The 24,226-nt window shown below is 73.7% G+C and carries 22 protein-coding genes; 12 read left to right on the top strand and 10 right to left on the bottom strand.

Going from position 1 to position 24,226, the window contains the following annotated elements:
- Positions 1-54 precede the first annotated feature (54 nt).
- From leuD to D3A60_RS13885, 7 genes are all read left to right on the top strand, one after another.
- Positions 55-675, top strand: a complete 621-nt coding sequence (gene leuD / locus D3A60_RS13910) for a 3-isopropylmalate dehydratase small subunit (RefSeq protein WP_119719365.1) — start codon at positions 55-57, stop codon at positions 673-675.
- Positions 665-1,870, top strand: coding sequence for a 3-isopropylmalate dehydrogenase (gene leuB / locus D3A60_RS13905; protein ID WP_119719364.1), 1,206 nt, complete (start codon positions 665-667; stop codon positions 1,868-1,870). The genes leuD and leuB overlap by 11 nt, the downstream gene beginning before the upstream one ends.
- Positions 1,871-1,918: 48 nt before the next feature.
- Positions 1,919-2,086 carry a hypothetical protein gene (locus tag D3A60_RS14605; protein WP_157981498.1) on the top strand — a complete coding sequence of 56 codons (168 nt, stop codon included), beginning with the start codon at positions 1,919-1,921 and terminating at the stop codon, positions 2,084-2,086.
- 81 nt (positions 2,087-2,167) lie between these two features.
- Positions 2,168-4,705 (top strand): bifunctional aspartate kinase/homoserine dehydrogenase I, encoded by a 2,538-nt coding sequence (thrA, locus tag D3A60_RS13900; RefSeq protein WP_119719363.1) that lies wholly within the window; start codon positions 2,168-2,170, stop codon positions 4,703-4,705.
- A 38-nt stretch (positions 4,706-4,743) separates the two neighbouring features.
- The gene (locus D3A60_RS13895) at positions 4,744-5,703 is read left to right on the top strand and encodes a homoserine kinase (protein ID WP_119719362.1); all 960 of its coding nucleotides are present in this window, start codon (positions 4,744-4,746) and stop codon (positions 5,701-5,703) included.
- Positions 5,691-6,992, top strand: a complete 1,302-nt coding sequence (gene thrC, locus D3A60_RS13890; protein ID WP_119719361.1) for a threonine synthase — start codon at positions 5,691-5,693, stop codon at positions 6,990-6,992. Before D3A60_RS13895 ends, thrC begins: the two co-directional genes overlap by 13 nt.
- 49 nt (positions 6,993-7,041) lie before the next feature.
- Positions 7,042-7,668 (top strand): hypothetical protein, encoded by a 627-nt coding sequence (locus D3A60_RS13885; protein ID WP_119719360.1) that lies wholly within the window; start codon positions 7,042-7,044, stop codon positions 7,666-7,668.
- A gap of 19 nt (positions 7,669-7,687) precedes the next feature.
- On the opposite strand, the gene D3A60_RS13880 is transcribed toward D3A60_RS13885, so the two are convergent.
- The 3 genes from D3A60_RS13880 to D3A60_RS13870 form a co-directional block, all read right to left on the bottom strand.
- Entirely contained in the window at positions 7,688-8,329 is a 642-nt protein-coding gene (locus D3A60_RS13880; protein ID WP_119719359.1) for a glutathione S-transferase family protein, read from the bottom strand.
- A 77-nt stretch (positions 8,330-8,406) separates the two neighbouring features.
- On the bottom strand, positions 8,407-11,565 hold the full coding sequence (locus D3A60_RS13875) for an efflux RND transporter permease subunit (RefSeq protein WP_119719358.1): 3,159 nt from the start codon (positions 11,563-11,565) through the stop codon (positions 8,407-8,409).
- Positions 11,566-11,643: 78 nt separating this feature from the next.
- Positions 11,644-12,720 (bottom strand): efflux RND transporter periplasmic adaptor subunit, encoded by a 1,077-nt coding sequence (locus D3A60_RS13870; protein ID WP_407062789.1) that lies wholly within the window; start codon positions 12,718-12,720, stop codon positions 11,644-11,646.
- Between the two features lie 157 nt (positions 12,721-12,877).
- Here D3A60_RS13870 and D3A60_RS13865 point away from each other — a divergent pair, with 157 nt between their 5' ends.
- The 3 genes from D3A60_RS13865 to D3A60_RS13855 all read left to right on the top strand — a co-directional run bounded on the left by D3A60_RS13865 (position 12,878) and on the right by D3A60_RS13855 (position 15,968).
- Positions 12,878-13,570, top strand: a complete 693-nt coding sequence (locus D3A60_RS13865; RefSeq protein WP_119719419.1) for a TetR/AcrR family transcriptional regulator — start codon at positions 12,878-12,880, stop codon at positions 13,568-13,570.
- Between the two features lie 323 nt (positions 13,571-13,893).
- Positions 13,894-14,544, top strand: a complete 651-nt coding sequence (locus D3A60_RS13860) for a protein-L-isoaspartate O-methyltransferase family protein (protein WP_407062794.1) — start codon at positions 13,894-13,896, stop codon at positions 14,542-14,544.
- A 14-nt stretch (positions 14,545-14,558) separates the two neighbouring features.
- Positions 14,559-15,968, top strand: a complete 1,410-nt coding sequence (locus D3A60_RS13855) for a TolC family outer membrane protein (RefSeq protein WP_119719355.1) — start codon at positions 14,559-14,561, stop codon at positions 15,966-15,968.
- A 53-nt stretch (positions 15,969-16,021) separates the two neighbouring features.
- Here the strand turns inward: D3A60_RS13855 and waaA are convergent, their stop codons facing one another.
- Entirely contained in the window at positions 16,022-17,323 is a 1,302-nt protein-coding gene (waaA, locus tag D3A60_RS13850) for a lipid IV(A) 3-deoxy-D-manno-octulosonic acid transferase (RefSeq protein WP_119719354.1), read from the bottom strand.
- Between the two features lie 90 nt (positions 17,324-17,413).
- On the opposite strand from waaA, the gene D3A60_RS13845 reads away from it, so the two are divergent.
- The gene (locus D3A60_RS13845) at positions 17,414-18,361 is read left to right on the top strand and encodes an LpxL/LpxP family Kdo(2)-lipid IV(A) lauroyl/palmitoleoyl acyltransferase (protein WP_119719353.1); all 948 of its coding nucleotides are present in this window, start codon (positions 17,414-17,416) and stop codon (positions 18,359-18,361) included.
- A gap of 10 nt (positions 18,362-18,371) precedes the next feature.
- Here the strand turns inward: D3A60_RS13845 and D3A60_RS13840 are convergent, their stop codons facing one another.
- The 6 genes from D3A60_RS13840 to D3A60_RS13815 form a co-directional block, all read right to left on the bottom strand.
- Positions 18,372-19,700, bottom strand: a complete 1,329-nt coding sequence (locus D3A60_RS13840; RefSeq protein ID WP_119719352.1) for an O-antigen ligase family protein — start codon at positions 19,698-19,700, stop codon at positions 18,372-18,374.
- 1 nt (position 19,701) lies between these two features.
- Entirely contained in the window at positions 19,702-20,814 is a 1,113-nt protein-coding gene (locus D3A60_RS13835; protein ID WP_119719351.1) for a glycosyltransferase, read from the bottom strand.
- 72 nt (positions 20,815-20,886) lie between these two features.
- Positions 20,887-21,084, bottom strand: a complete 198-nt coding sequence (locus D3A60_RS13830) for a zinc-finger domain-containing protein (protein WP_119719350.1) — start codon at positions 21,082-21,084, stop codon at positions 20,887-20,889.
- A gap of 58 nt (positions 21,085-21,142) precedes the next feature.
- A complete protein-coding gene (locus D3A60_RS13825; protein ID WP_119719349.1) occupies positions 21,143-21,844 on the bottom strand; it encodes a pirin family protein in 702 nt (233 codons plus the stop codon).
- 4 nt (positions 21,845-21,848) lie between these two features.
- Positions 21,849-22,439 carry a YceI family protein gene (locus tag D3A60_RS13820; RefSeq protein WP_119719348.1) on the bottom strand — a complete coding sequence of 197 codons (591 nt, stop codon included), beginning with the start codon at positions 22,437-22,439 and terminating at the stop codon, positions 21,849-21,851.
- A 56-nt stretch (positions 22,440-22,495) separates the two neighbouring features.
- A complete protein-coding gene (locus tag D3A60_RS13815; RefSeq protein WP_119719347.1) occupies positions 22,496-23,086 on the bottom strand; it encodes a malonic semialdehyde reductase in 591 nt (196 codons plus the stop codon).
- A 153-nt stretch (positions 23,087-23,239) separates the two neighbouring features.
- Between D3A60_RS13815 and D3A60_RS13810 the strand changes: the two genes are divergently transcribed.
- On the top strand, positions 23,240-24,223 hold the full coding sequence (locus D3A60_RS13810; RefSeq protein ID WP_119719346.1) for a mitochondrial fission ELM1 family protein: 984 nt from the start codon (positions 23,240-23,242) through the stop codon (positions 24,221-24,223).
- Positions 24,224-24,226 lie beyond the last annotated feature (3 nt).

The following is a 24,226-nucleotide window of genomic DNA, read 5'->3' as shown; positions in this document are numbered from 1 at the left end:
CGCCACCACGTGCTCGCGTCGTGGCCCCCAACCCGCATCGCAGGAGCGCTCCTGATGGCGCCCATCACCCACTTCACCTCGCGCACCGTCGTGCTGCGCGAGCGCAACATCGACACCGACCAGATCATTCCCGCCCGTTTCCTGACGACGACGCAGCGCAGCGGGCTGGGCCGCCACGCCTTCCACGACTGGCGCCGGACCGCCGACGGCGCGCCGAACCCGGCGTTCCCGTTCAACCAGCATGGGAACGACCCGGCCAACGACGGCGCCGCGATCCTGGTGGCCGGCCGCAACTTCGGCTGCGGCTCGTCGCGCGAGCACGCGCCGTGGGCGCTGCTCGATCTCGGCGTGCGCGCGGTGATCAGCGCCGAGATCGCCGACATCTTCCGCAGCAACGCGCTGAAGAACGGGCTGCTGCCGATCGTGCTCGACGAAGCCGTCGTCGACGAGCTGCTCGATTCACCCGGGCTGTCGCTGCACGTCGACGTCGCCGCGCGCGAGGTGATGCTGCCGGACTTCCGCCGGTTCCGCTTCCCGCTCGACGCGTTCGCGCAGACCTGCCTGCTCGAAGGCGTCGACCAGCTCGGCTACCTGCTCAAGCAGCGCCCCGCCATCCAACGTTACGAGGAGTCGCACCATGGCCAGTCCCACGGGGAGCGCCACCATGCGCGCTGAGATCGTCGTCCTGCCCGGCGACGGGATCGGCCCGGAGGTCACCGCCGCCGGCGTCGAGGTGCTGCAGGCCATCGGCCGCCGCTTCGGCCATGCGTTCACCACCACGACCGCGCTGATCGGCGGCGCGGCCATCGACGCGACCGGCGAGGCGCTGCCGGACGCGACGCTGTCGGCGTGCCGCCGCGCCGACGCGGTCCTGCTCGGCGCGGTCGGCGGGCCGAAGTGGTCCGACCCCGGCGCGCCGGTGCGCCCCGAGCAGGGCCTGCTCGGCCTGCGCAAGGCGCTCGGGCTGTACGCGAACCTGCGCCCGGTGCGCCCGCACCCGGCCGCGCTCGGCGCGTCGCCGATCAAGCCGCACCTGCTCAACGGCGTCGACCTGCTGGTCGTGCGCGAGCTGACCGGCGGCCTGTATTTCGGCGAGAAGTCGCGCGGCGCCGACCGCGCGCGCGACGTGTGCGAATACACCGTGGCCGAGGTCGAGCGCGTCGTGCGGCGCGCGTTCACCCTCGCCCGCGGCCGCCGCGGGCGGGTGACGTCGGTCGACAAGGCCAACGTGCTCGAGACGTCGCGACTGTGGCGCGAAGTCACCACGCGCGTGCATCGCGACGAGTTCGCCGACGTCGCGCTCGAGCACCAGCTGGTCGACTCGATGGCGATGCACCTGATCGCCAAGCCGCGCGACTACGACGTGATCGTCACCGAGAACCTGTTCGGCGACATCCTGACCGACGAGGCCTCGATGCTGGCCGGCTCGCTCGGGCTGCTGCCGTCGGCGTCGCTGGGGTCCGGCGGCGCGCTTGCGCACTGTCCTATCGACAGTGCGTGCGCCGCTGGACGCCCGGCCACGGATGGCCGGGCAGGGGCCTTCGAGACCACCGCACGCAACGCCATGGACGGCCAGCGCACTGTGATGGGACTGTACGAGCCGATCCACGGCTCGGCGCCGGACATCGCCGGCCGCGGCGTCGCCAACCCGTACGCGACGATCCTCAGCGTGGCGATGCTGCTACGCCATTCGCTCGGACTGGAGGACGAGGCGGCGCTGGTCGAGCGCGCGGTGGCGCTGGCGCTCGACGCCGGCGCGTTCACCGCCGACCTGGCGCCGGCCGGCAACGCGATCGGCACGCGCGAGGCCACCGCCGCGGTGCTCGAGTACCTGCAGTGCCACTGCCACGTCGCCGAGCTGCGCGACTGACGCGGCCCCACCGATCGACTAACGCCCGCCCCGCCGGAATCCAGCCGCATGCGCCGACGCCACCGCCGCGCCGCCTTCGTTCGCCGCCTCGCGGCCGGCGGCGCGCGCGCGAGTGCGGCCACGGACGCCCACATCACGACGAGCACCGCCACGACCACCACGACCACCGACGCCCGCACGACGGACGTGCGGGTGTGGACGGACGTGACGGACTGACCTCCCCACCCCCCGCTCCGCATCCGACCCGGGTGCCGAGCGCGGACCCGGTGGGCGCTGGCCCCCCAAGGAGCTGCACCGATGCCTTCTTCACCGCTCCACCCCGACGCCGCCGCGGCGCGCGTCGTCGCCACCGCATCGCCGGCCGCCGTCTGCAGCGCGCACAAGTTTGGCGGCAGCAGCGTCGCCGACGCGGGCCGCATTGCCGCCGTGGCCGCGCTGCTCGCCGACGACCCGGCACCGCGCGTGGCCGTGGTCTCGGCCATGCAGGGCGTCACCGACGCGCTGACCGCGCTGGCCCGCGACGCCGTCGCCCACGCCCCGTGGCAGGAGGACTGGGCGCGGCTGCGCGCCCGGCACCTCTCCGCCGCGGCGGAGATCGACGGGCACGGCAGCAGCGCCGACCGGCACGCGCTGGCCGCGTGGCTCGACGGCGAGTTCGACGCGCTGCACGACAGCCTGCGCGCCGCGGCCGACGCCGGCGAGCTGGGCGCGTCGGCGTTCGCGTCGATCCAGGGGCTCGGCGAGCTGTGGTCGTCGCGGTTGCTGCACGCCGCGCTCGGCGGCGACGCCGCCGGCTGGGCGCGGCTGGACGCGCGCGAGGTGCTGGTCGTGCACCCCGGCGAGCTCGGCGTGGCGGTCGACTGGCCGCGCAGCCGCGCGAACCTGGCTGCGTGGCGCGCCGGCCACCCGCAGCGCGACGTGGTGGTCACCGGCTTCATCGCGCGCGATGCCGACGGCCGCGCGACCACGCTCGGCCGCAACGGCAGCGACTACTCCGGCGCGATCTTCGCGGTGCTGTTCGACGCGAGCGCGCTGACGATCTGGACCGACGTCGACGGCGTGCTCAGCGCCGACCCGCGGCTGGTGCCCGACGCGGTGTGCCTGTCGTCGATGTCGTACGCCGAGGCCTGCGAGTTGGCGTACTTCGGCGCGAAGGTGCTGCACCCGCAGACGATGGCGCCGGCGATGCAGGCGGGCCTGCCGATCCGCATCCGCAACGCGCTCGACCCGTCGGCGCCGGGCACGTGGATCGCGCGCGAGTCGGCCCCGGCCGCGTCGCCGGTCAAGGGCCTGAGCCTGGTCACCGACCTGGCGCTGCTCGAGCTCAGCGGCGCCGGCCTGATCGGCGTGCCGGGCACGGCCGAGCGGCTGTTCGCGGCGCTGCGCGAGGCCGGCGTGTCGGTGACGGTGATCTCGCAGGGCTCGAGCGAGCACTCGATCTGCTGCGTGGTCCCCGCGGCGCAGTCGGGGCGCGCACGCGACGCGGTCGCGCACGCGTTCGCCGACGCGATCGCCGACGCCCAGGTCGAAGGCGTCGAGGTCACGCCCGGCATCGCCGTGCTCGCGGCCGTCGGCGACGGCATGGTCGGCACGCCGGGCGTGGCGGCGCGGCTGTTCGACGGGCTGGCGAAGGCGCGCGTCAACATCCGCGCGATCGCCCAGGGCGCGAGCGAGCGCAACATCTCGGTCGCGCTCGACGCCGGCGACGCGGTGCGCGGGCTGCGCGCGGCGCACGCGGCGTTCTGGCTGTCGCCGCAGACCGTGTCGGTCGGGCTGATCGGGCCCGGCAACGTCGGCCGCGCGCTGCTGGCGCAGTTCGCCAGCGCCCTGCCGACGCACCAGCGCGACGGTGGGCACGCCGGCCTCGACCTGCGCCTGCGCGCGGTCGCCGACAGCCGGCGCATGCACCTGGCGGCGCGAAAGCTCGACCCCGTCGCCGCGGTCGACGCGCTCGACGGCGCCGAAACGCTCGACCTCGACCGCTTTGCCGCCCACGTGCGCGCCGAGCACCTGCCGCACGCGCTGATCGTCGACTGCAGCGGCAGCGACGCGGTCGCCGCGCGCTACGCCGACTGGCTCGCGGCGGGCATCCACGTGGTGACGCCGAGCAAGCACGCCGGCAGCGGGCCGCTCGACCGCTACCGCGCGATCCGCGCCGCCGAGCGCCACGGCGGTCGCTTCCGCTACGAAGCGACCGTCGGCGCCGGCCTGCCGGTGATCCAGACGCTGCGCGGCCTGCTCGACACCGGCGACACGCTGACCGAGGTCGACGGCCTGCTGTCGGGCACGCTCGCGTGGCTGTTCAACCGCTTCGACGGCTCGGTGCCATTCTCGACCCTGCTGCGCGAGGCGCAGGCGCTGGGCTACACCGAGCCGGACCCGCGCGACGACCTGTCCGGCCTCGACGTCGCGCGCAAGCTGGTGATCCTCGCGCGCGAGGCCGGCCGCGAGCTGTCGCTGGCCGATGTCGAGATCGAGAGCCTGGTGCCGCCGGCGCTGCGCGACGTGCCGCGCGAGCAGTTCCTCGCCCGCGCCTCCGAACTCGACGCGCCGCTGCTGGCGCGGCTCGAACAGGCGCGCGCCGGCGGCGGCGTGCTGCGCTACCTCGCCCGGCTCGACGCCCACGGCCGGGCGCGGGTCGGGCTGGTCGCGCCGGGCGACGGCCACGCCAGCCGCCACGGGCGCCTGACCGACAACCTGATCCAGTTCCGGACCGCGCGTTACGCCGATAATCCGCTGGTGGTGCAGGGCCCGGGTGCCGGGCCGGACGTCACCGCCGCCGGCGTGTTCGGCGACGTGCTGGCGATCGCGCAGGCCCTCGGGGCCCGGCTGTGATCGCTTTGGATCTGGCAGCAGTGGAAGCGGGAGCGGGCATGGGCGTGCAGGACGGCGGCAGGGTGCGGGAGGCGTGCGCGTTCTCGCCGGCCAGCGTCGGCAACATCGGCGTGGGCTTCGACCTGCTCGGCCACACGCTGGCTGGCCCGGGCGACCGCGCGTGGGTGCGCCGCATCGACGCGCCCGAAGTGCGGGTGCTCGCGATCACCGGCGACGTCGCCGGCATCGAGGTCATTCCGCTCGCGGCCGAGCGCAACACCGGCGGCCGCGCGCTGATCGCGCTGCGCGAACAGCACGGCCTCGAGCACGGCTTCGAGCTGAAGCTGCACAAGGGCATCGCGCTCGGCAGCGGGCTGGGCGGCTCGGCGGCGTCGTGCGTGGCGGCGCTGGTCGCGGCCAACGCGACCCTCGATGCACCGCTGTCGCGCGACGCGCTGTACCACCTGGCCCTCACCGGCGAAGCCGTCGCCAGCGGCAGCCTGCACGGCGACAACGTCGCGCCGATGCTGTTCGGCGGCGTGACCCTGGCGACGTCGACCCGCGCGATCCGCCTGTCCGCGCCGGGGCTGTTCTGCGCCGCGGTGCACCCGGACTTCGTGCTGGAAACGCGCCGCGCGCGCGCCGCGCTCGCCGAGCCGTACCCGCTGGCCGACTTCGTCAAGCAGAGCGAGTACCTGGCGCTGTTCCTGACCGGGCTGGTGCGCGGCGACGTCGCGCTGATCGGCGAAGGCCTGCGCGACGTGCTGGTCGAACCGCGCCGCGCGGCGCTGATCCCCGGCTTCGCCGACGTCAAACAGGCCGCGCTCGACCACGGCGCGCTCGGCGCGAGCATCTCCGGCGCCGGGCCGACCGTGTTCGGCTGGTTCGCCAGCGAGGCCGACGCCGCGGCGGCGGCCGACGCGATGCAGCAGGCGTTCGCCGGCGCGGGACTGGGCAGCCGCGCGTACGTGTCGCCGGTCAACGGCCCGCGCGCGGAGCTGATCGCGTGCGATTCGTAAGCACGCGCGGCCACGCCGCGCCGGCGTCGCTGGACGACGCGATCGCCGCGGGGCTGGCGCCCGACGGCGGGCTGTACCTGCCCGAACGCATTGCGACCGTCGACGGCGACCGCATCGCGCTGCCGCCGCCGTCCGACGACCTCGCGCCGACCGCCGCGGCGCTGCTGGCGCCGTACTTCGCCGGCTCGCGCCTGCGCGACGCGCTGCCCGCGATCTGCGCGGCCGCGTTCGACTTCCCGACCCCGCTGCGCCCACAGCGCGGCGACGGCGACCACCTGCTCGAGCTGTTCCACGGCCCGACCGCCGCGTTCAAGGACGTCGGCGCCCGGTTCCTCGCCGAGGTGATGGCGCGGCTGCGCGGCGCCGACGATCCGGACATCACGATCCTGGTCGCGACCTCGGGCGACACCGGCGCCGCGGTCGGCGCGGCGTTCCACCGTCGGCCGGGCTTCCGCGTGGTGATCCTGTACCCCGACGGCCGGGTGTCGCCGCGCCAGGCGCACGGCCTGGGCTGCTTCGGCGACAACGTGCGCGCGCTGCGCGTGGCCGGCAGCTTCGACGACTGCCAGCGGCTGGTGAAGCAGGCGCTCGCCGACGCCGACCTGCGCGCGCGCGCCCCGCTCGGCTCGGCCAACAGCATCAGCCTCGGCCGGCTGCTGCCGCAGGCGGCGTACTACGCGCATTCGGCGCGCGCGCACGAAGCCGCGCACGGCGGGCCGCTGAACTACGTGGTCCCGACCGGCAACCTCGGCAACGCGCTGGCGTGCTGGCTGGCGCGGGCGATGGGCCTGCCGATCGGCGACATCGTGCTGGCCAGCAACGCCAACGACGTGCTGCCGCGCTACTTCGCCGGCGCCGACTACGCGCCCCAGCCGAGCGTCGCCACGCTGGCCAACGCGATGGACGTCGGCGCGCCGAGCAACTTCGAGCGCCTGCGTGCCTGGCACGCGAGCGACGACGCCGTGCGCGCGGCGATGCGCGCGGTCGCGGTCGACGACGCTGCGATCGCCGATGCGATCCGCACCGCGCCCGCGCACCACGGCGTGGTGCCGTGCCCGCACACCGCGGTCGGACTGCACGTGCTCGACGCGCTGCGCGCCGCCGGCGACGCGCGCCCGTGGGCCGTCGTGGCGACCGCGCACCCGGCCAAGTTCGACACGATCGTGGAGCCGCTGGTGGGCCATGCGGTCACGCCGCCGGCGCCGCTGGCCGCGCAGCTCGCGCGGCCGGCGCACGCCGAGCCGATGGCGGTCGACTACGACGCGCTTCGCGCGCTGCTGCTGGACTGAAGCGGCGCGGCGGTTTGCGCCGCGCGCCCGGCGCCGCTAGCGTGCGGGCATGACCAACACCCGACTGCTGGCCCTGTCCGTCGCTACGACCGCCGCGCTGGCGCTGTCCAGCTGCGCGTCCACCCCGTCCGCGCCGGCCGCCGCGCCCGCCTCGCCGCAGGACGCGTTCTTCACCCGCGTGTCCGCGCTGTGCGGGCAGGCGTTCGCCGGTCGCGTCGTCGCCGACACGCCGCCGCCGACTGGCGCGGATCCGTTCGCGAACCAGCCGCTGGTGATGCACGTGCGCGAGTGCAGCGCGAACGAGCTGCGCATCCCGTTCCACGTCGGCAGCGACCGCTCGCGCACCTGGGTGGTCACCCGCACCGCGTCCGGCCTGCGCCTGAAGCACGACCATCGCCATCAGGACGGCTCGCCCGATGCGGTGACGATGTACGGCGGCGACACCGCCGCGGCCGGCACCGCGGCGCGGCAGGAATTCCCGGTCGACGCCGAATCGCGCGCGATGTTCACCCGCGAGGGCCGCAGCGTCTCGAACACCAACACCTGGGCCATGGAAGTCGAACCGGGCCGCGCGTTCGTCTATGAGCTCGCGCGCCCGCAGCGGCTGTTCCGGGTCGAGTTCGACCTGACCCGGCCGGTGCCCGCGCCGCCGGCGCCGTGGGGCGCCGGCAACTGACCGCAGCGCCGGCGACGCGCTACGGCAGTTCGGCCGTGCTGTGCGGGTCGATCGCGTACGGGTGCACCGTCGGCACGAAGCCCGGCTGCGCGCGCACGCGCTCGATCCATGCGAGCACGTGGCCGAACCCATCGAGCGGCAGGCCGGCGTCGCCGGCGAGGTGGCCGTACGCAAACACCGACAGGTCGGCGATCGTGTAGTCGTCGCCGAGCAGGAACGGCCGCGACGCCAGCTCGCGGTCCAGAGCGGCCAGCGCGCGCAGGCCGCCGTCGCGCTTCATCTGCAGCAGCGCGGGCGGCCGCTGCGGCAGCTTGCCGGTCAGCGTCCAGTAGCGCAGCGAGCCCATCGTCGCCTGCACGTAGTCGGCTTCGAACGACAGCCACTGCGCGACCTTGGCGCGGCCGAACGCGTCGCCGGGCAGGTAGCGCGTGCCGTCGGCGAGGAACTGCAGGATCGCGTTCGACTCGGCGAGCGTGCGGCCGTCGTCGAGGCGGATCGCCGGCACCGCGCCGGTCGGGTTGACCGCCAAGTACGCCGGCCGCTGGCCGTGCCCCTCGAAGATGCTGACGTACTCACTGCGGTACGGCCGGCCGAGGTGGCTGAGCAGCAGGCGGATCTTGTAGCCGTTCTGCGACGGCAGGTAGTCGTACAGCGTCAGCACGTGGCGTCTCCGTGGGTGAACCGGGGACGCCAGCGTGCCGGTGGCGCCGCGGCGCCGCTATCCGATCCTTGCGTCGCTCACGCCGCCTGCGGCGGCTTGACCCGGAACCACGCCGCGTACAACGCCGGCAGGAACAGCAGCGTCAGCACGGTCGCGACGATCAGCCCGCCCATGATCGCCACCGCCATCGGCCCGTAGAACACCGAGCGCGACAGCGGGATCATCGCCAGCACCGCGGCCAGCGCGGTCAGCACGATCGGACGGAAGCGGCGCACGGTCGCCTCGACGATCGCCTGCCAGCGCTCCATGCCGCTGGCGATGTCCTGCTCGATCTGGTCGACCAGGATCACCGAGTTGCGCATGATCATGCCGGCCAGCGCGATCGTGCCGAGCATCGCGACGAACCCGAACGGCACGCGCGTCACCAGCAGGAACGCGGTCACGCCGATCAGCCCCAGCGGCGCGGTCATCAGCACCATGACGCTGCGCGAGAAGCTGCGCAGCTGGATCATCAGCAGCGTGAACACCACGAACACGAACAGCGGCATGCCGACCGCGATCGACTTCGAGCCGCGCGCGGAGTCCTCGACGCTGCCGCCGACCTCGATCGAGTAGCCGTACGGCAGGGTCTCGCGGATCGGGTCGAGCGTCGGCGAGATCTCCGCGGTCAGCGCCGCCGGCAGGCTGCCGTCGTAGATGTCGGCGCGCACGGTCATCGTCGGCTGGCGGTCGCGGTGCCAGATGATGCCCTCCTCGAAGCCGTACTCGAGCGTGGCGATCTGGGTCAGCGGCACGCTGCGGCCGCTGGCCGTCGGCACCATCAGACTGCCGAGCATGTCCAGTCGCAGGCGCTCCTCCTCGGGTCCGCGCAGCAGCATTTCGACCAGCTCGTTGCCCTCGCGGTAGGTGCTGATCCGCGAGCCCGACAGCGAGCTCGACAGGAACTGCGAGAGCGCCGCGGAGCTGATGCCCAGCGCGCGGGCGCGCTCCTGGTCGACCAGCAGGCGCACGACCTTGCTCGGCTCGTCCCAGTCGAGGTTGACGTTGGCCACGTGCGGGTTCTCGCGGACCTTGGCCTGCACCTGCTGCGCGATCGCGCGGACCTGGTCGATGTGCTCGCCGGACACGCGGAACTGCACCGGGTAGCCGACCGGCGGGCCGTTCTCCAGCCGCGTGACGCGCAGCTGCAGGTCCGGGAAGCGCGGGGTGACCTCGTCGATCAGCCACGTGCGCACGGTCTCGCGCGCGGCCAGGTCCTTCGGCGCCAGCACGAACTGGGCGAAGTTGGCGGCCGGCAGCTGCTGATCCAGCGGCAGGTAGTAGCGCGGCGAGCCGGTGCCGACGTAGGCCACGTAGTTGTCGAGGTCCTTGCGCGTGGCCAGCAGCTTTTCGAGCTTCTCGGCCTGCGCCTGGGTCGCGCGCAGCGAGCTGCCTTCGGCCAGCTCCATGTCGATCATCAGTTCGGGCCGGGTCGAGTCGGGGAAGAACTGCTGCGGCACGAAGCGGAACAGCAGCACCGACGCCACGAACGCGGCCGCCGTCACGCCGATCACCAGCCAGCGGCGGCGCACGCAGAACGTCAGCAGCCGGCGCAGGCGGGTGTAGAAGCCGCTCGCGTACGGGTCGTGGTCGCGGCCGTCGTGCGGCGGCGGGCGCACGTAGTCGGCCAGCGCCGGGTGGCGGTCGGCCCATCGTTCGCGCATCGCGTACCAGCGCGCGGCCAGCGAGCCGGGTTTCGGCGCCGCGGCGTGGCCGTGGTCGGGCAGCAGCTTGTCGCCGAGGTACGGGATGAACGCGACCGCCGCGACCCACGACACCAGCAGCGCGATCGTGACGACCTCGAACAGCGAGCGCGTGTACTCGCCGGTGCCCGAACGCGCGGTCGCGATCGGCAGGAATCCGGCCGCGGTGATCAGCGTGCCGGTCAGCATCGGGAACGCGGTCGACTCCCACGCGAACGCCGCAGCCTTGAGCCGGCTGTAGCCCTGCTCCATCTTGATCGCCATCATCTCGACGGCAATGATCGCGTCGTCGACCAGCAGGCCGAGCGCCAGCACCAGCGCGCCGAGCGAGATCTTGTGCAGGCCGACGTCGAAGAAGTCCATCACCGCGAACGTCATCGCCAGAACCAGCGGGATCGACAGCGCGACGACCAGGCCGGTGCGCAGGCCGAGCGAGAAGAAGCTCACCAGCAGCACGATCGCGACCGCTTCGGCGAGCACCTTGATGAACTCGCCGACCGAGGCCTGCACCGCCGCGGGCTGGTCGGCCACCTTGCGCAGCTCCATGCCGGCCGGCAGCGTCTTCTGCAGCTCCGCGAACTTGCCCTCGAGCGTCTCGCCGAGCTTGAGGATGTCGCCGCCCTGGCGCATCGCCACTCCGATGCCGATCGCATCCTCGCCCATGAAGCGCATCCGCGGCGCCGGCGGGTCGTTGAAGCCGCGGCGCACGTCGGCGACGTCGCCGAGCCGGAAGGTGCGGTCGCCGACCCGGATCGGGAACGCGCGGATCTGCTCGACCGTGGTGAACTTGCCGTCCACGCGCAGCGGCACGCGCACGCTGCCGGTCTCGAAGAAGCCCGACGGCACCACCGCGTTCTGCTGCTCCAGCGCCTGCTTGACCGCGTCGGCCGGCACGCCGAGCGTGGCCAGCTTCACGTTCGACAGTTCGACCCAGATCTTCTCGTCCTGCACGCCGAACAGCTCGATCTTGCCGACGTCCGGCACGTCCTGCAGCGCCAGCTGCACGCGCTCGGCGTAGTCCTTCAGCACCGCGTAGTCGAAGCCCTCGCCGGTCAGCGCGTAGATGTTGCCGAAGGTGTCGCCGAACTCGTCGTTGAAGAACGGCCCGACGACCTCGGCCGGCAGCGTCGCCTTGATGTCGCCGACCTTCTTGCGCACCTGGTACCAGAGCGGGTCGACTTCCTTCGAGCGCATCGAGTCGCGCGCGACGAAGATCACCTGCGATTCGCCGGCGCGCGAGTACGAGCGGATGAACTCGTACTGCCCGGTCTCCATGAGCTTCTTCTCGATCCGCTCGGTGACCTGGGTGGCGACGTCCTCGGCGGTCGCGCCGGGCCACAGCGTGCGGATCACCATCACCTTGAAGGTGAAGGCCGGGTCCTCGCTTCGGCCCAATCGCAGGTACGAGAACGTGCCGGCGATCGCCGCGACTAGCATCGCGTAGAGGATCAGGCTGCGGTGGCGCAGCGCCCATTCGGACAGGTTGAAGCGCATGGGGAGGGTGCCTGGGGGCGCGGCCCGCGCGGGTCGGCGGGCGGCAGGTGGAATGGGCGTGTCGGCGTCGGGCCAGGGTCAGAGGCGCACGGGGCGGTTGTCGCGGTCGACCGGCGCGACCTTCTGGCCGTCGCGCAGCAGGTGGCCGCCGGCGATCACGACCCAGTCGCCGGGCGCAAGGCCGGACTTCACCGGCACGCGCTCTTCGCCGAACGCGCCGATCTGGACCGGCTTGAGGATGGCCGCGCGCGTCTTCGGGTCGACGACAAAAACCGCCGTCGTGCCGTTGCCGCGCTGGATCGCCGCCAGCGGCACGCTCAGCGCGCCGTTGGCCGCCTGCGGCAGGAACACCCGCGCGCTCTGGCCGAGTTCGAACGCGCCGTCGGGCGCTTCGATCGTCACGCGCGCCGCATAGGTGCGCGAGGCCGGGTCGGCCGCGGGCGCGATCTCGCGGATGCGCCCGGGCCAGCGCTGGCCCGGCTTCGACCAGGCCTCGACCAGCACCGGCTGGCCCGGCTTGACGGAGGCGAACACGCCCTCGGGCACCGCGAACGCGATCTCGCGCGCGCCGTCGGCGGCGAGCACGAACACGGTCTGGCCGGCGCCGACGACCTGGCCGGCTTCGGCGCTGCGGCTGGCGATCAGGCCGTCGCGCGGCGCGCGCAGCTGGGTGTACGCACTCTGGTTGCGGGCGACCGCGAGGTTCGCGCGCGCGGCGTTGGCCTGCCCCTGCGCGGCCGCGGCCGCAGCGTTGGCGGCGTCCAGCGTCGAGCGGCTGACCAGCTGGCCGTCGGCGAGCTTGGCGTAGCGCGCCTGGTCGGCACGCGCGCGCGACAGCTCGGCTTCGGCGGCGCCCAGCTGCGCCTGCGCCGCGCGGGCCTGCGCCTCCAAATCGCCCGGGTCGAGCACGGCGAGCACGTCGCCGCGCCGCACCGCGTCGCCGACGTCGACCCGGCGCTCGACGAGGTTGCCGCCGACGCGGAACGCGAGCGGGCTTTCCTCGCGGGCCCGGACCTCGCCGGCGAACGCCGACGCGGCGTCCGCCGCGCCGACCGGGCGTGCGACCAGCACCGGACGCGCGGCCTCCTCGACCTCGGCGTCGCCGCCGCAGCCGATCAGCAGCAGCAGCGGCAGGCACGCCGCCACGAACGGCAAAGCCGTCCGCCCGGCCGCTCGGCCACGATCGGCACCGGGGCCGGCGGCAGCGTGGACGGGAGTGATCGGATGCGTCGGCATCGCGGCGGCCTCAGGCTGAATTAATGAACTTCCCGGTACTGTATAAATAACGAACCCGGTAGTCTAGTATTCAATGATGACCCGCACGCGCTCGACCGCCGCACCCGCCAAGCCCCGCGCCAAGTCCGACGGCGCGCGGGCGCTCGGCCCGGGCCGCCCGAAGGACCTCGGCAAGCGCGCCGCGATCCTCGACGCGGCGAAGCGGATGTTCACCCAGCAGGGCTTCGACGGCGCGAGCATGGACCAGATCGCGGCCGAGGCCGGCGTGTCCAAGCTGACGGTGTACAGCCACTTCGGCGACAAGGAGGCCCTGTTCGCCGCGGCGGTGAAGTCGCACTGCGAGCTGGGCCTGCCGTCGGCGCTGTTCGAGGCCGACCCCGACACCCCGCTGTACGAACGCCTGCTGACGATCGCCCGTGCGTTCTACACCATGGTCAGCGCGCCCGAGGCCGTCGCCGGGCACCGCATCCTGTGCTCGCCGCAGCTGGCGTGCACGCCGATGGCCCAGCTGTTCTGGGACGCCGGCCCGCGCCGGGTGCAGGGCGACATGGCCGCGCTGCTCGAGCGCCGCATCGCCGCCGGCGAGCTGGCGATCGACGACGTGCCGCGCGCGGCCGCGCAGTTCTTCACCCTGGTCAAGGGCGAGGCGCACGCGCTGCTGGTGTTCGGCTGCGGCGGGCTCGATCCGGCCCAGGTCGAGGCGCACCTGCACGCGTCGGTCGACCTGTTCTTGCGCGCCTACGCGGTGCGCCCGGTGGCGGCCCGCTGATGCCGGCGGCGCGCGGTCAGGCGTGCGCCCGCCTCGCCTCTCGGGCCCATCGACGCAACGTCCGGGAAAGGCGCGCCCGCGCGCCCGGCATGTGCCGGGCTTGCGCTTTCATCGTGCCCGACCCGGCCCGTCCCGCCGGCATCGATCACCCAGCGGCTCGCGCCGGCAGCGCCAACCCCGGCGGCATCAGTCCCGGTTACGACAGTCCCGGTTACTTCCGGCACTCAGTCGGCGCGCGTCCCGCGGCGATCCTGTCGCCGCCCGGGAACCCGCGCCGGCGGTAGAATTCGCGGTTCCTTCGCCCCCCTCTGCCCGCCATGACGATGCTCGATTACGCCAAGCTCCGCGAACTGATGGTCGAACAGCAGGTCCGCCCGTGGGACGTGCTCGACCCGCGCGTGCTCGACGTGCTGGCGAACCTGCCGCGCGAAGCGTTCGTCGATGCCGCGCACCGCACGCTGGCCTACACCGACATTCCGCTGCCGCTCGCGCACGGCGAGTCGATGCTGAAGCCCGTCGTGGCCGGCCGCCTGCTTCATTCCCTGGGCCTGTCGCCGGCCGACCACGTGCTGGAGATCGGCACCGGCAGCGGCTATGTCAGCGCCTGCCTCGGTCGCCTGGCCCGCGAGGTGGTGAGCCTCGAGCGCCACGCGGACCTCGCCGACACGGCGCGTGCCCGTCTGGCCGCGCAGGGCATCGGCAACGTCAACGTGGAGGCCGCCGACGCGTTCTCGTGGGCCAACGAGCGGCGCTTCAGCGCCATCGTGGTCACCGGCGCGGTCGACGCGATCCCCCAGCGTTTCCTCGACTGGCTGCAGCCCGACGGGCGCATGGTCGTCGTCCGCGGCCGCTCGCCGGCGATGGAAGCGGTGCGCGTGCGCAACGAACACGGCGTCCAGCGCATCGAATCACTGTTCGAAACCGACCTCCCCTACCTCGTCGGCGCGGCGCCCGCGCCGGCCTTCGAGTTCTAGAACAAGGAAGCCGCATGACCTCCCGTCCGCTTGCCCTCGCCCTCGCCGCCGCCGTTGCCGCCTCGGCCTTCGCGCCGACCGCCGCGGCAGAAGACCTGCTGCAGACCTACGAACTGGCCCGCACCGGCGATCCGCAGCTGTCCGCGGCCGAATCGACCCGACTGGCCACGCGCGAGGGCGCGGTGCAGGCGCGCGCGGCGATGCTTCCGCAGATCGACGGCGAGGCCAGCTACAGCAAGAGCGACAGCGAATCCAGCGGCACCAGCGTGTTCGGCAGCCAGCTGTTTCCGAGCGACAACGACCAGGACCAGACCAGCGAGTCGATCGGCGTCACGCTGAACCAGATGGTCTACGACCGCTCGCGCTTCACGACTCTCCGCAGCCAGCGCGCGCTGAGCCAGGCCAGCGACTTCTCGCTGGAGTCGGCCAACGACAACCTGATCACCCGCACGTCGGCCGCCTACTTCAACGTGCTCGTCCAGCTCGAGACGCTGGCCGCGGCCGAAGCGGCCGAGACGGCGCTGAAGAAGCAGTTCGATTTCGCCTCCAAGCGGCTCGAGGTCGGCCTGGCGCCGATCACCGACGTGCACGAGGCGCGCGCGCAGTACGACACGGCCCGCGCCAACACGATCCTGGCGCGCAACGCGGTCGAGGACGCCTACCAGGCACTGGCCGAGATCACCGGCCAGCCGGTGCGCAACCTCAAGGGCCTGCCGCAGGACTTCCAGCCCGAGCTGCCGGCCGCCCGCGGCGTGCAGGACTGGGTCGCCAGCGCGGTCGACAACAACCCCGCGCTGAAGGCCAAGCAGTTCCAGCTGGAGTCGAGCGAGGCGAACGTCGAAACCGCACGCGCCGGCCACTGGCCGACGCTGTACTTCGGCGGCCAGTACTCGGACCGTTCGTCCGACGGCACCTCGACCAACAACCTGACCCAGGCGGCGACCGACTTCGACAACGAGAGCCAATCGCGCAGCATCGGCCTGACCCTGCGCGTGCCGATCTTCTCAGGCGGCGCCACGCAGTCGGGCGTGCGCGAGGCGATCGCCCGCCGTGACGTGACCCAGGACGAGTACGAGCAGCAGAAGCGCGCGCTCGAGCGCAACACGCGCAACGCGTACCAGACGCTGGTCGCCGGCGTCAGCGAGGTCGAGGCGCGGCGGCTGGCGCTGTTCTCGGCCCAGAGCGCCTACGACGCATCGCAGGTCGGGCTGGAAGTCGGCACGCGCACCGTGCTCGACGTGCTCAACAACCAGCGCAGCCTGTTCAGTGCGCAGCAGGCGTATGCGCTGGCGCGCTACAACTACCTGCAGAACCGCCTGCTGCTCGAGCAGGCCGCCGGCACGCTCGACGTCGAGGACGTGCAGGACGTCAACCGCCTGCTGACCGTCGACACCGCCGCCCAGGTCACGCCGACGGCGCCCTGACGGCTGCCGACGGACGTAACGCCCGATGCCGGCCCCGCGCCGGCATCGTCGTTTCAGGGCGCGGGCGCGGGCGGCAACGCCGGGCGCAGCAGGTCCAGCGTGCGCGCCAGTGCACCGCGCCCGCTGTCGAGGAGCTCGTGCCCGGCGCGGGTCATCGCGATTCGCTCGGCTTCGTCGCCGAGCAGCTGGTCCAGAGCGTCGCCGACGGCCGCCGTGTCGCCCGCGACCACGAGCGCGCCGGCCGATTCGAGCCGGTGCGCGATTTCGACGAAGTTGTGCAGGTGCGGTCCGGTGACGATCGCGGTGCCGGTCGCGGCCGGCTCGAGCAGGTTGTGGCCGCCGACCGGCTGCAGGCTGCCGCCGACGAAGGCGACGTCGGCGCACGCGTAGAACGCCATCAGCTCGCCGAGCGTGTCGACCACGAACACCGCGTCGTCGCGCCCCGGCCAGCGCGCCTGCGAGCGGGTCGCGACCCGCCAGCCGGCCGCGCGCGCCTGCTCGGCCACGGCGCGAAACCGCTCCGGGTGGCGCGGCGCCCACAGCAGCAGCAGGTCCGGGTGCCGCGCGCGCAGGCGGCGGTGGATCGCGATGACCTCGGCCTCCTCGTCCTCGTGCGTGCTCGCGGCGATCCACACCGGCCGCGCGCCGGCGTGCGCTCTGCACTCGCGCGCGAACGCCGCCAGCGTGTCGGGCACGGCAACGTCGAACTTCAGGTTGCCGGCCTCGACCACCTGGTGCGCGTGGGCACCGAGCACGACGAAGCGGCGCGCGTCGGCGTGCGACTGCGCCGCCACGGTGCGCACCGTGCGCAGCGCGCGCCCGACCAGCGGCGCCAGCACGCGGTAGCCGCGCAGCGAGCGCGCCGACAGCCGCGCATTGAGGATGAACACCGGCACGCCGCGGTCGCGGCAGCCGAACAGCAGGTTCGGCCACAGCTCCGTTTCCATGATCAGCGCGGCGTGCGGGCGGTAGTGGCCGAGGAAGCGGCCGACCGCGCCGGGCAGGTCGTATGGCAGGTACACGTGCTCGACCGCGTCGGCCCACAGCGCCCGCACGCGCTCCGAGCCGGTCGGCGTGATCGTCGTCACCAGCAGCGTCAGGTCGGGGCGTTCGCGACGCAGCGCGTTGACCAGCGGCACCGCCGCGTTGACCTCACCAACCGAGACCGCGTGCAGCCACAGCGTGCTCGCATGCGGCGCGTCGCGGAACGTCGCGTAGCGCTCGCCCCAGCGCTGGAAGTATGCCGGCTGGCGGAAGCCGCGCCAGATCAGGTGGTAGATCGTGATCGGCGCCAGCAGGTACAGCGCGGCCGAATACGCGGCGCGCAGCAGGCGTTCGATCGGGTCCTTCGGCATGCGCCAAGGATAAGCGGTGCGGCGCATCGGGCGGCGCGACGGGCGCGCGCACGGGGCGTCGCGGCTGCGCACAGCGCCTAAACTACGGCGATGGCCGACCCCGCCCTGCCGCCCCGCCCCCCGCTGACCTCGCCACGCCTGTGGCCGGCATGGTTCGGCTATGCGGGGATGTGCGTCGCGGCGGCGCTGCCGTGGGGCCTGCAGCGCTGGCTTGGCGCCGGCGTCGGCGCGCTCGCGCTGCGCGTCGCCGGCGAACGCCGGCGCGCGGCGCTGGTCAACCTCGCGCTGTGCTTCCCCGAACTCGACGACGCCGCGCGCGCGCGGCTGCTGCGCGACAGCTTCCGCGACCTGGGCATCGGCCTGTTCGAGTTCGCGCGCGCATGGTGGGGCTCGGCCGCGCCGATGCGGCGCACGGTACGCATCGAGGGCCTCGAGCACCTGCGCGCGCTGCAGGCGCAGGGCCGCGGCGTGCTGATGGTGTCGGGCCACTTCCTGACGCTGGAGATGTGCGGCCGGCTGCTATGCGACCACGTGCCGCTCGCCGGCATGTACCGCCGCCACCGCAACCCGGTGATGGAGTGGGCGGTCAAGCGCGGCCGGCTGCGCTACGCGCGCGCGATGTTCACCAACGACGACTTGCGCGCGGCGATGCGCCACCTCAAGCAGGGCGGCTTCCTGTGGTACGCGCCGGACCAGGACATGCGCGGCAAGGACACGGTGTTCGCGCCGTTCTTCGGCGTGCCCGCGGCGACGATCACCGCCACCCACCAGTTCGCGCGCGTCGCCGGCTGCGCCGTGGTGCCGTTCTTCCACCGCCGCGACGGGGCGGACTACGTGCTGCGGATCGCGCCCCCGCTGGAGGACTTTCCGTCGAAGGACGCGACCGCCGACAGCGCGCGGGTCAACGCGGCGATCGAGGCGATGGTGCGCGAGGCGCCGAGCCAGTACCTGTGGATACACCGCCGCTTCAAGCGGCGGCCGCCGGGCCTCGCGTCGCCGTACCGGCGCGACGACGGCCCGGCACCCCGCGACAGTTAGCGCGCGACGGCTAGCGCGCCGCGGTGTCGGTCGCGGGCGCGACGCGGTCGTTGGCGAGCAGGCTGCCAGCGTACAGCGCGGCCAGCAGCAGCGTCAGTCCGCCCCAGAACGTCGAATAGAACGCCAGATGCGTGTTGAGCGGGAACACCGTCACCGCCAGCGCCAGCATCGCCGGGCGCGCGGCGTCGCGGGCGCTGCGCTCGGCGTACCGCCACGCGCGCCAGCCCAGCGCGACGCCGGCCAGCCACAGCAGCAGGCCGAAGCCGCCGGTCTCGCTGGCGACCTCGAGCACGATCTGGTGCGCGTGGAACGCCGGGCCTTCGCCCCACGCGGCCGGTTCGCCCGGCTCGGGATCGCAGGCCGGGAACGCCTCGCGGAACCCGCGCGCGCCGACGCCGTTGACCGGGTGCTCGCGCGCCATGCACGCGGCGGCGCCCCAGATGCGCGCGCGCCCGGACAGCGCCGTGTCGACGCCATCCTCGCTGGCCCGCATCGCGTGCAGCGTGCGGTCGATGCGGTCGCGCACCTGCGGAACGGTGAAGTTCAGCGCGACCAGCGTCACCGCGCCGAACGCGAACACCGCGGCCAGTCGCTTCCAGCCGAGCACGCGCCAGCCCGACCACACCAGCACCAGCGCGTAGGTGATCCACGACGCGCGCGAGCCGGCCAGCAGGATCACCAGCCCGACCGCCGCGGCGGCCGCGATCCAGCCGGCGACGTGGAAGCGCCGGCGCGCGGCGTGCAGCACGAACGGCGACAGACTGGCGATGACCTGTCCTAGCTTCAGGTTGCACGGGCCGAGCACGCCGCTGAGGCGGTCGACCGCGGCGACCTCCGCGGCCGAGCACATGCCGCGCCCGCTGATCGCGTGCTTGATCGAATCCAGGCCGAAGAACAGCGGGCTGGTGCCCGACAGCGCCTGCAGCAGCGCGTCGACGGTCCATATGCCGACGATGATCGCCAGCCCACCGAAGGTGCGCCGACGGCCCGGCTCGGTGGCGACCGCGATCGCCGCCAGCCACAGGAACGGCAGGTAGCGCAGGTCCGCAGCGGCCTCGCGCAGGGCGCGGCCGCGGTCGACCGCGTCGAACGCCGAGACCAGCTCGGGCAGCCAGTACGCGAAGAACAGCACGCTGGTCAGCGCCCACGCCGGGCCGCTGAGCAGCTGCGTGCCGCCGCGGAACCGGCTCGACAGCAGCTTGACGATCGCCACCAGCGCGCCGAGCACGAGCACGCCCTCGGCGTAGCCCGGCGCTGGCCACAGGGCGACGTACGCGAGGATCCACGCCGGCGCCCAGCGCCAGCCGGCCGGCGGCGTCGCCGGCGCGGCGGAAGGCATGTCAGCGGCGGAGTTCGTCGTAGACGGCAAGCGTGGCCTCCTGCATCGCACGCAAGGTGTGCGGCATCGTAACGGCTGGGACGGGCGGCCGCGCCAGCAGTGCGCGCGCGCGGGCATGCAGCGCGTGCGTATCGAACGGCGAGACCTCGCCATCGGGCTGCAGTTGGGCCAGCAATTCGCCGACGCCGCCGTGGGCCCAGCCCAGCACCGGGCGACCGACCGACAGCGCCTCGATCACCGTGCGCCCGAACGCCTCCGGCTTGCGCGACAGCTGCAGCACCAGGTCGCTGGCGGCGTACGCGCGCGCGATCGCGTCGGTCGGCGCGGTGAACGCGACCGCGTCGGCGACGCCCCGGCGCGCGGCCAGCGCCTCCAGTTCGACGATGTACTCGGCACGGCCGGGCTCGCGCGCGCCGGGCAGCCACAGCCGCGCGTCGAGGCGGTCGGCACGCAGCTGGGCCAGCAGTTCCAGCGCGTCGGAGTGGCCCTTCAGCCGCGTGCCGCGACCGGGCAGCAGCAGCAGCGGGCCGTCGCCGCCGATCGCCGGGTGCTGCGCGGCGGCCCAGGCGCGCGCCTCGCGGTCGGGATGCGGCGCGCGCGGGAAGTCGACCGGGTCGATGCCGCGGTCGATCACCCGCAGCCGGGCGGGGTCGGTGTCCGGGTAGTGCTGCAGGACGTAGTCGCGCACGGTGCGCGACACGCAGATCACCCGCTCGCCGCGCGCCATCACCGCGCTGTAGCGCGACGGCGAGTTCAGCCCGTGCACGGTGGTGACGAAGCGCGGGCGCGTGCCGGTCGACGTGCCGCGCAGCGCGAGCACCGCCAGCCACGCCGGCAGCCGCGAGCGCGCGTGCACGATGTCGGCGCGCTCGCGCGCGAACAGCGCGCGCAGCGTGCGCGCGTGGCGCAGCGTCAGCAGGGACTTGCGGCCGATGTCGAGCGCGACGTGTTCTGCGCCGATCGCGTCCAGCCGCGGCACCAGCCGGCCGCCGGCCGAGACGACGATCGCACGGTGGCCGGCCGCGACCAGCGCGGCGGCGATTTCGAGGGTGGAGCGCTCGACGCCGCCGGATTCCAGCGCCGGCAGCAGCTGGACGACGGTCAGCCGGCGCATGCGGGCCGGTCCGGGCACGCGGCCGCGCGGCGGTTCGAAACGGCGGCCGGCCGCGTCATCGCGTGGCCGCGATCAGTCCCCGAGGACGAAATGCGCGCCGCAGTACGGGCACTGCACCTCGTGCTCGGCCTCGATCGGCAGGTACACCCGCGGGTGCGAATTCCACAGCGCCATCGACGGCAGCGGACAGCTCAGCGGTAGGTCGGCGCGATGGACGACGTAGCGCTGCTGCGCGTTGGCCTGGGTCGGATGGGCGGGCGTGGTGGTCATGGCGGCGGTCGGCAACGCGGGGACGCGGAGTTTACCAGCCGCCCCGCACCGGCCGCGTTCAGCGCGGCAGGTCGAACAGCAGCACCTCGGCGTCGGACCCGGCCCCGCGCACCGACAGCGGGCCGGCTTCGTCGGCCCAGCCGAGCGCATCGCCCGCCGACAGCGCCTGGCCGTCGACGTCGACCGTCCCGCGGGCGACGTGCAGCCAGTACAGCCGCGACGGATCGCGCTCGAACGCCGCCGCGTCGCCGTCCGCCAGCCGCACGGCGCGCAGGCGGGCGTCCTGGCGGATCGCGATGCTGCCGTCGGCGCCATCGGGGCTGGCCAGCACCGTCCACGCCGACGACAGCGGCGTCGCCGCGCGCTGCGCATACGCCGGCGCGTGGTTCAGCCGCGACGGCTGGATCCATATCTGCAGGAAGTGCACCGGTTCGGCGTCGGACGCGTTGAATTCGCTGTGCTCGACGCCGTGCCCGGCGCTCATCCACTGCAGTTCGCCGGGCCGGATCACCCCGCCGCCGCCGGTGCTGTCGCGGTGGGCAAGCCCGCCGTCGAGCACGTAGCTGAGGATTTCCATGTTGGCGTGCCGGTGCGGGGCGAAGCCCGCACCGGGATCGACGCGGTCCTCGTTGATCACCCGCAGCGGGCCGAAGCCCATCCATGCCGGGTCGTAGTACTGCCCGAACGAGAACGTGTGCCGGCTGTCGAGCCAGCCGGCCTGCACGCGGCCGCGCGCGGCCGAGGGGCGTTCGATCCGCATGCGCTTACTTGGCCGCGTCGGCCTTGGCCACGACCGCCTCGGTGGTGATCGTGATCGTGACCTCGTCGCTGACGTTCGGCGCGTACTTGTCGACGCCGAAGTCGCTGCGCTTGATCACCGTGCTCGCGTCGAAACCGGCCGCCGGGCGCTTGGCCATCGGCTGCTCGCCTATCTTGTTGATCGTCACGTCCAGCACCGCCGGCTTGGTGATGCCCTTGATCGTCAGGTCGCCGAACACGCGCAGCTTCCTGTCGCCGGCGGCCTCGACCCGGGTGCTCTTGAAGGTGATCGTCGGGAACTTGGCCGCGTCGAAGAAGTCGGCGCTGCGCAGGTGCTCGTCGAACTTGGCCACGCGGGTGTCGAGCCCGGCGAGCGGGATCGTGACGTTGACCGACGACTGGCCGACGTTCTGCGGGTCGTAGTTGATCACGCCATCGACCTGGCCGAAGTTCGCGATCGGGTTGGAGAAGCCGAAGTGGCTCCAGCTGGCGACGACGCTGGTGTGGTTGGCGTCCATCTTGTAGGCCACCGGCGCGGCGGTGGCGGCGAACGACGCGGCGGCGAGCGCGGCGGCGAGGGTCAGGCGCTTGAACATGGTCGGTCTCCGTGGGGTGGAACAAACAGTGGAATCGCAGCGCGGCGCGCGGCAGCTCAGAGGATCTGCGCGGCCTCGTCGAACGCCAGCCGCGGCGAACGCGGGAACAGCTGCGAGGCGTCGCCGTGGCCGAGGTTGACCAGGAAGTTCGAGCGCCAGCGCGTGCCGCCGAAGAACTCGGCGTCGACCTTGGCGTTGTCGAAGCCCGACATCGGGCCGCAGTCCAGGCCGAGCGAACGCGCGGCCAGGATCAGGTACGCGCCCTGCAGGCTGCCGTTGCGCAGGCAGATCGTCTCCAGCGCCGCCTCGGGCTTGCCGTCGAACCAGCCGCGCGCGTCGGTGTGCGGGAACAGGTAGGGCAGCTTCTCGTAGAACGCCAGGTCGTGGGCGACGATCGCCGTCACCGGCGCGGCCAGGGTCTTGGCGCGGTTGCCCTCGTCGAGCGCCGGCGCAAGCCGCGCCTTCGCTTCGGCGGACTTGACGAACACGAAGCGCGCCGGCGACGCGTTGGCGGTCGTCGGACCCCACTTCAGCAGCTCGTACAGCGCGCGCAGCGTGTCGTCGCCGACCCCGCCGCCGAGCACGTTGTGGGTGCGCGCGGTGCGGAACAGCTGGTCGAGGGCGGCGTCGGACAGGGCGTGCGTCATCGGGATCTCCGGTTCGGGGGCCGTGCCGACGCGGGCGTCGCGGCCCGTCGCACACGGGGCGGTAGCTGCGTCGGCGTCGTGGCCGAGGCGGGCAAGTGTAGAGTCCGCTTCGTTAAGAACCGTCGCCCGGTTCAGAACGGATCAGCCGCACGCATGCAACGCCCGTCGCCCGACCACGCCTGGACGCTGACCGATGGCCACGCCGGCAACGTGCGCCAGGCGCAGGCGCTGGCCGCCGCGCTGGCGCTGCCGACGCACGACTGGACGTTGGCGACCCGCGCGCCATGGCGTTGGCTCGCGCCGCGCCCGCTGCCAGGCGCGGCGTCCGCGTTCGGCGCGAGCTTCGCCGCGCAGCTGGGCGGCATCACGCCGTCCTCGACGCTGCTCGCGATCGGCTGCGGCCGCCAGGGCGCGCTGGCGACGCGCCTGCTGCGCGCCCGCGGCGCGCGTGCGGTCCAGATCCTCGATCCGCGCGTCGACCCGCGCGCGTGGGACGCGGTGATCGTGCCGGCGCACGACCGCCTGCGCGGCGACAACGTGATCACCCTGCTCGGCAGCCTGCACCCCATCGACGACGCGTGGCTCGACGCCGCGCGCAAGGCCTTCCACGCGCTCGGCGCGCTGCCGCAGCCGCGCACGGCGCTGCTGCTCGGCGGCGCGAGCGCACACTCCCGACTCGACGCCGACGCGCTCGACGCGACGGTGCGAGCCGTGGTCGAACGCGTCCGCGCCGACGGCGGCAGCGTGCTCGCGACCGCGTCGCGCCGAACGCCGGCGCCGGTGCGCGAGCGCCTGGCGAATCATCTGGACGGCGTGCCGGGCATCGTCTGGCGGGACGAGCGCGACGGCGCCAACCCGTACGCGGGGCTGCTCGGCTGGGCCGACCGGATCGTCTGCACCGCGGACTCGGTCAACATGCTGTCCGAGGCCGCGGCGACGCGGGTCCCGGTCCACGTCGCCGGCATCGACGCGCTCGGCGGCCGGCCGCGCGCGTTCGTCGATGCGCTGCTGGCCAGCGGCCGGGTGTGCCCGTTCGACCCGGTCGGCGACGGCGCCTGGGCGCCGCACCTCGCCGAGCCGCTGCGCGAGACCGCGCGCGTGGCCGAGGCCGTGCGCCAGCGGCTGGCGCACGGCTGATCA

It is taken from the genome of Cognatilysobacter tabacisoli (assembly GCF_003586305.1).
Lineage (GTDB): Bacteria > Pseudomonadota > Gammaproteobacteria > Xanthomonadales > Xanthomonadaceae > Cognatilysobacter_A > Cognatilysobacter_A tabacisoli.
Note: the sequence above shows the minus strand (reverse complement) of the source record. Positions and strands in the feature narration are given on the sequence as shown.

Bases quoted from the DNA above. Each gene is read 5' to 3' on its own strand.
- leuD (WP_119719365.1), top strand. From the start codon at position 55: ATGGCGCCCATCACCCACTTCACCTCGCGCACCGTCGTGCTGCGCGAG.
- leuB (WP_119719364.1), top strand. From the start codon at position 665: ATGCGCGCTGAGATCGTCGTCCTGCCCGGCGACGGGATCGGCCCGGAG.
- D3A60_RS14605 (WP_157981498.1), top strand. From the start codon at position 1,919: ATGCGCCGACGCCACCGCCGCGCCGCCTTCGTTCGCCGCCTCGCGGCC.
- thrA (WP_119719363.1), top strand. From the start codon at position 2,168: ATGCCTTCTTCACCGCTCCACCCCGACGCCGCCGCGGCGCGCGTCGTC.
- D3A60_RS13895 (WP_119719362.1), top strand. From the start codon at position 4,744: ATGGGCGTGCAGGACGGCGGCAGGGTGCGGGAGGCGTGCGCGTTCTCG.
- D3A60_RS13885 (WP_119719360.1), top strand. From the start codon at position 7,042: ATGACCAACACCCGACTGCTGGCCCTGTCCGTCGCTACGACCGCCGCG.
- D3A60_RS13875 (WP_119719358.1), bottom strand. From the start codon at position 11,565: ATGCGCTTCAACCTGTCCGAATGGGCGCTGCGCCACCGCAGCCTGATC.
- D3A60_RS13865 (WP_119719419.1), top strand. From the start codon at position 12,878: ATGACCCGCACGCGCTCGACCGCCGCACCCGCCAAGCCCCGCGCCAAG.
- D3A60_RS13860 (WP_407062794.1), top strand. From the start codon at position 13,894: ATGCTCGATTACGCCAAGCTCCGCGAACTGATGGTCGAACAGCAGGTC.
- D3A60_RS13855 (WP_119719355.1), top strand. From the start codon at position 14,559: ATGACCTCCCGTCCGCTTGCCCTCGCCCTCGCCGCCGCCGTTGCCGCC.
- waaA (WP_119719354.1), bottom strand. From the start codon at position 17,323: ATGCCGAAGGACCCGATCGAACGCCTGCTGCGCGCCGCGTATTCGGCC.
- D3A60_RS13845 (WP_119719353.1), top strand. From the start codon at position 17,414: ATGGCCGACCCCGCCCTGCCGCCCCGCCCCCCGCTGACCTCGCCACGC.
- D3A60_RS13840 (WP_119719352.1), bottom strand. From the start codon at position 19,700: ATGCCTTCCGCCGCGCCGGCGACGCCGCCGGCCGGCTGGCGCTGGGCG.
- D3A60_RS13835 (WP_119719351.1), bottom strand. From the start codon at position 20,814: ATGCGCCGGCTGACCGTCGTCCAGCTGCTGCCGGCGCTGGAATCCGGC.
- D3A60_RS13830 (WP_119719350.1), bottom strand. From the start codon at position 21,084: ATGACCACCACGCCCGCCCATCCGACCCAGGCCAACGCGCAGCAGCGC.
- D3A60_RS13825 (WP_119719349.1), bottom strand. From the start codon at position 21,844: ATGCGGATCGAACGCCCCTCGGCCGCGCGCGGCCGCGTGCAGGCCGGC.
- D3A60_RS13820 (WP_119719348.1), bottom strand. From the start codon at position 22,439: ATGTTCAAGCGCCTGACCCTCGCCGCCGCGCTCGCCGCCGCGTCGTTC.
- D3A60_RS13815 (WP_119719347.1), bottom strand. From the start codon at position 23,086: ATGACGCACGCCCTGTCCGACGCCGCCCTCGACCAGCTGTTCCGCACC.
- D3A60_RS13810 (WP_119719346.1), top strand. From the start codon at position 23,240: ATGCAACGCCCGTCGCCCGACCACGCCTGGACGCTGACCGATGGCCAC.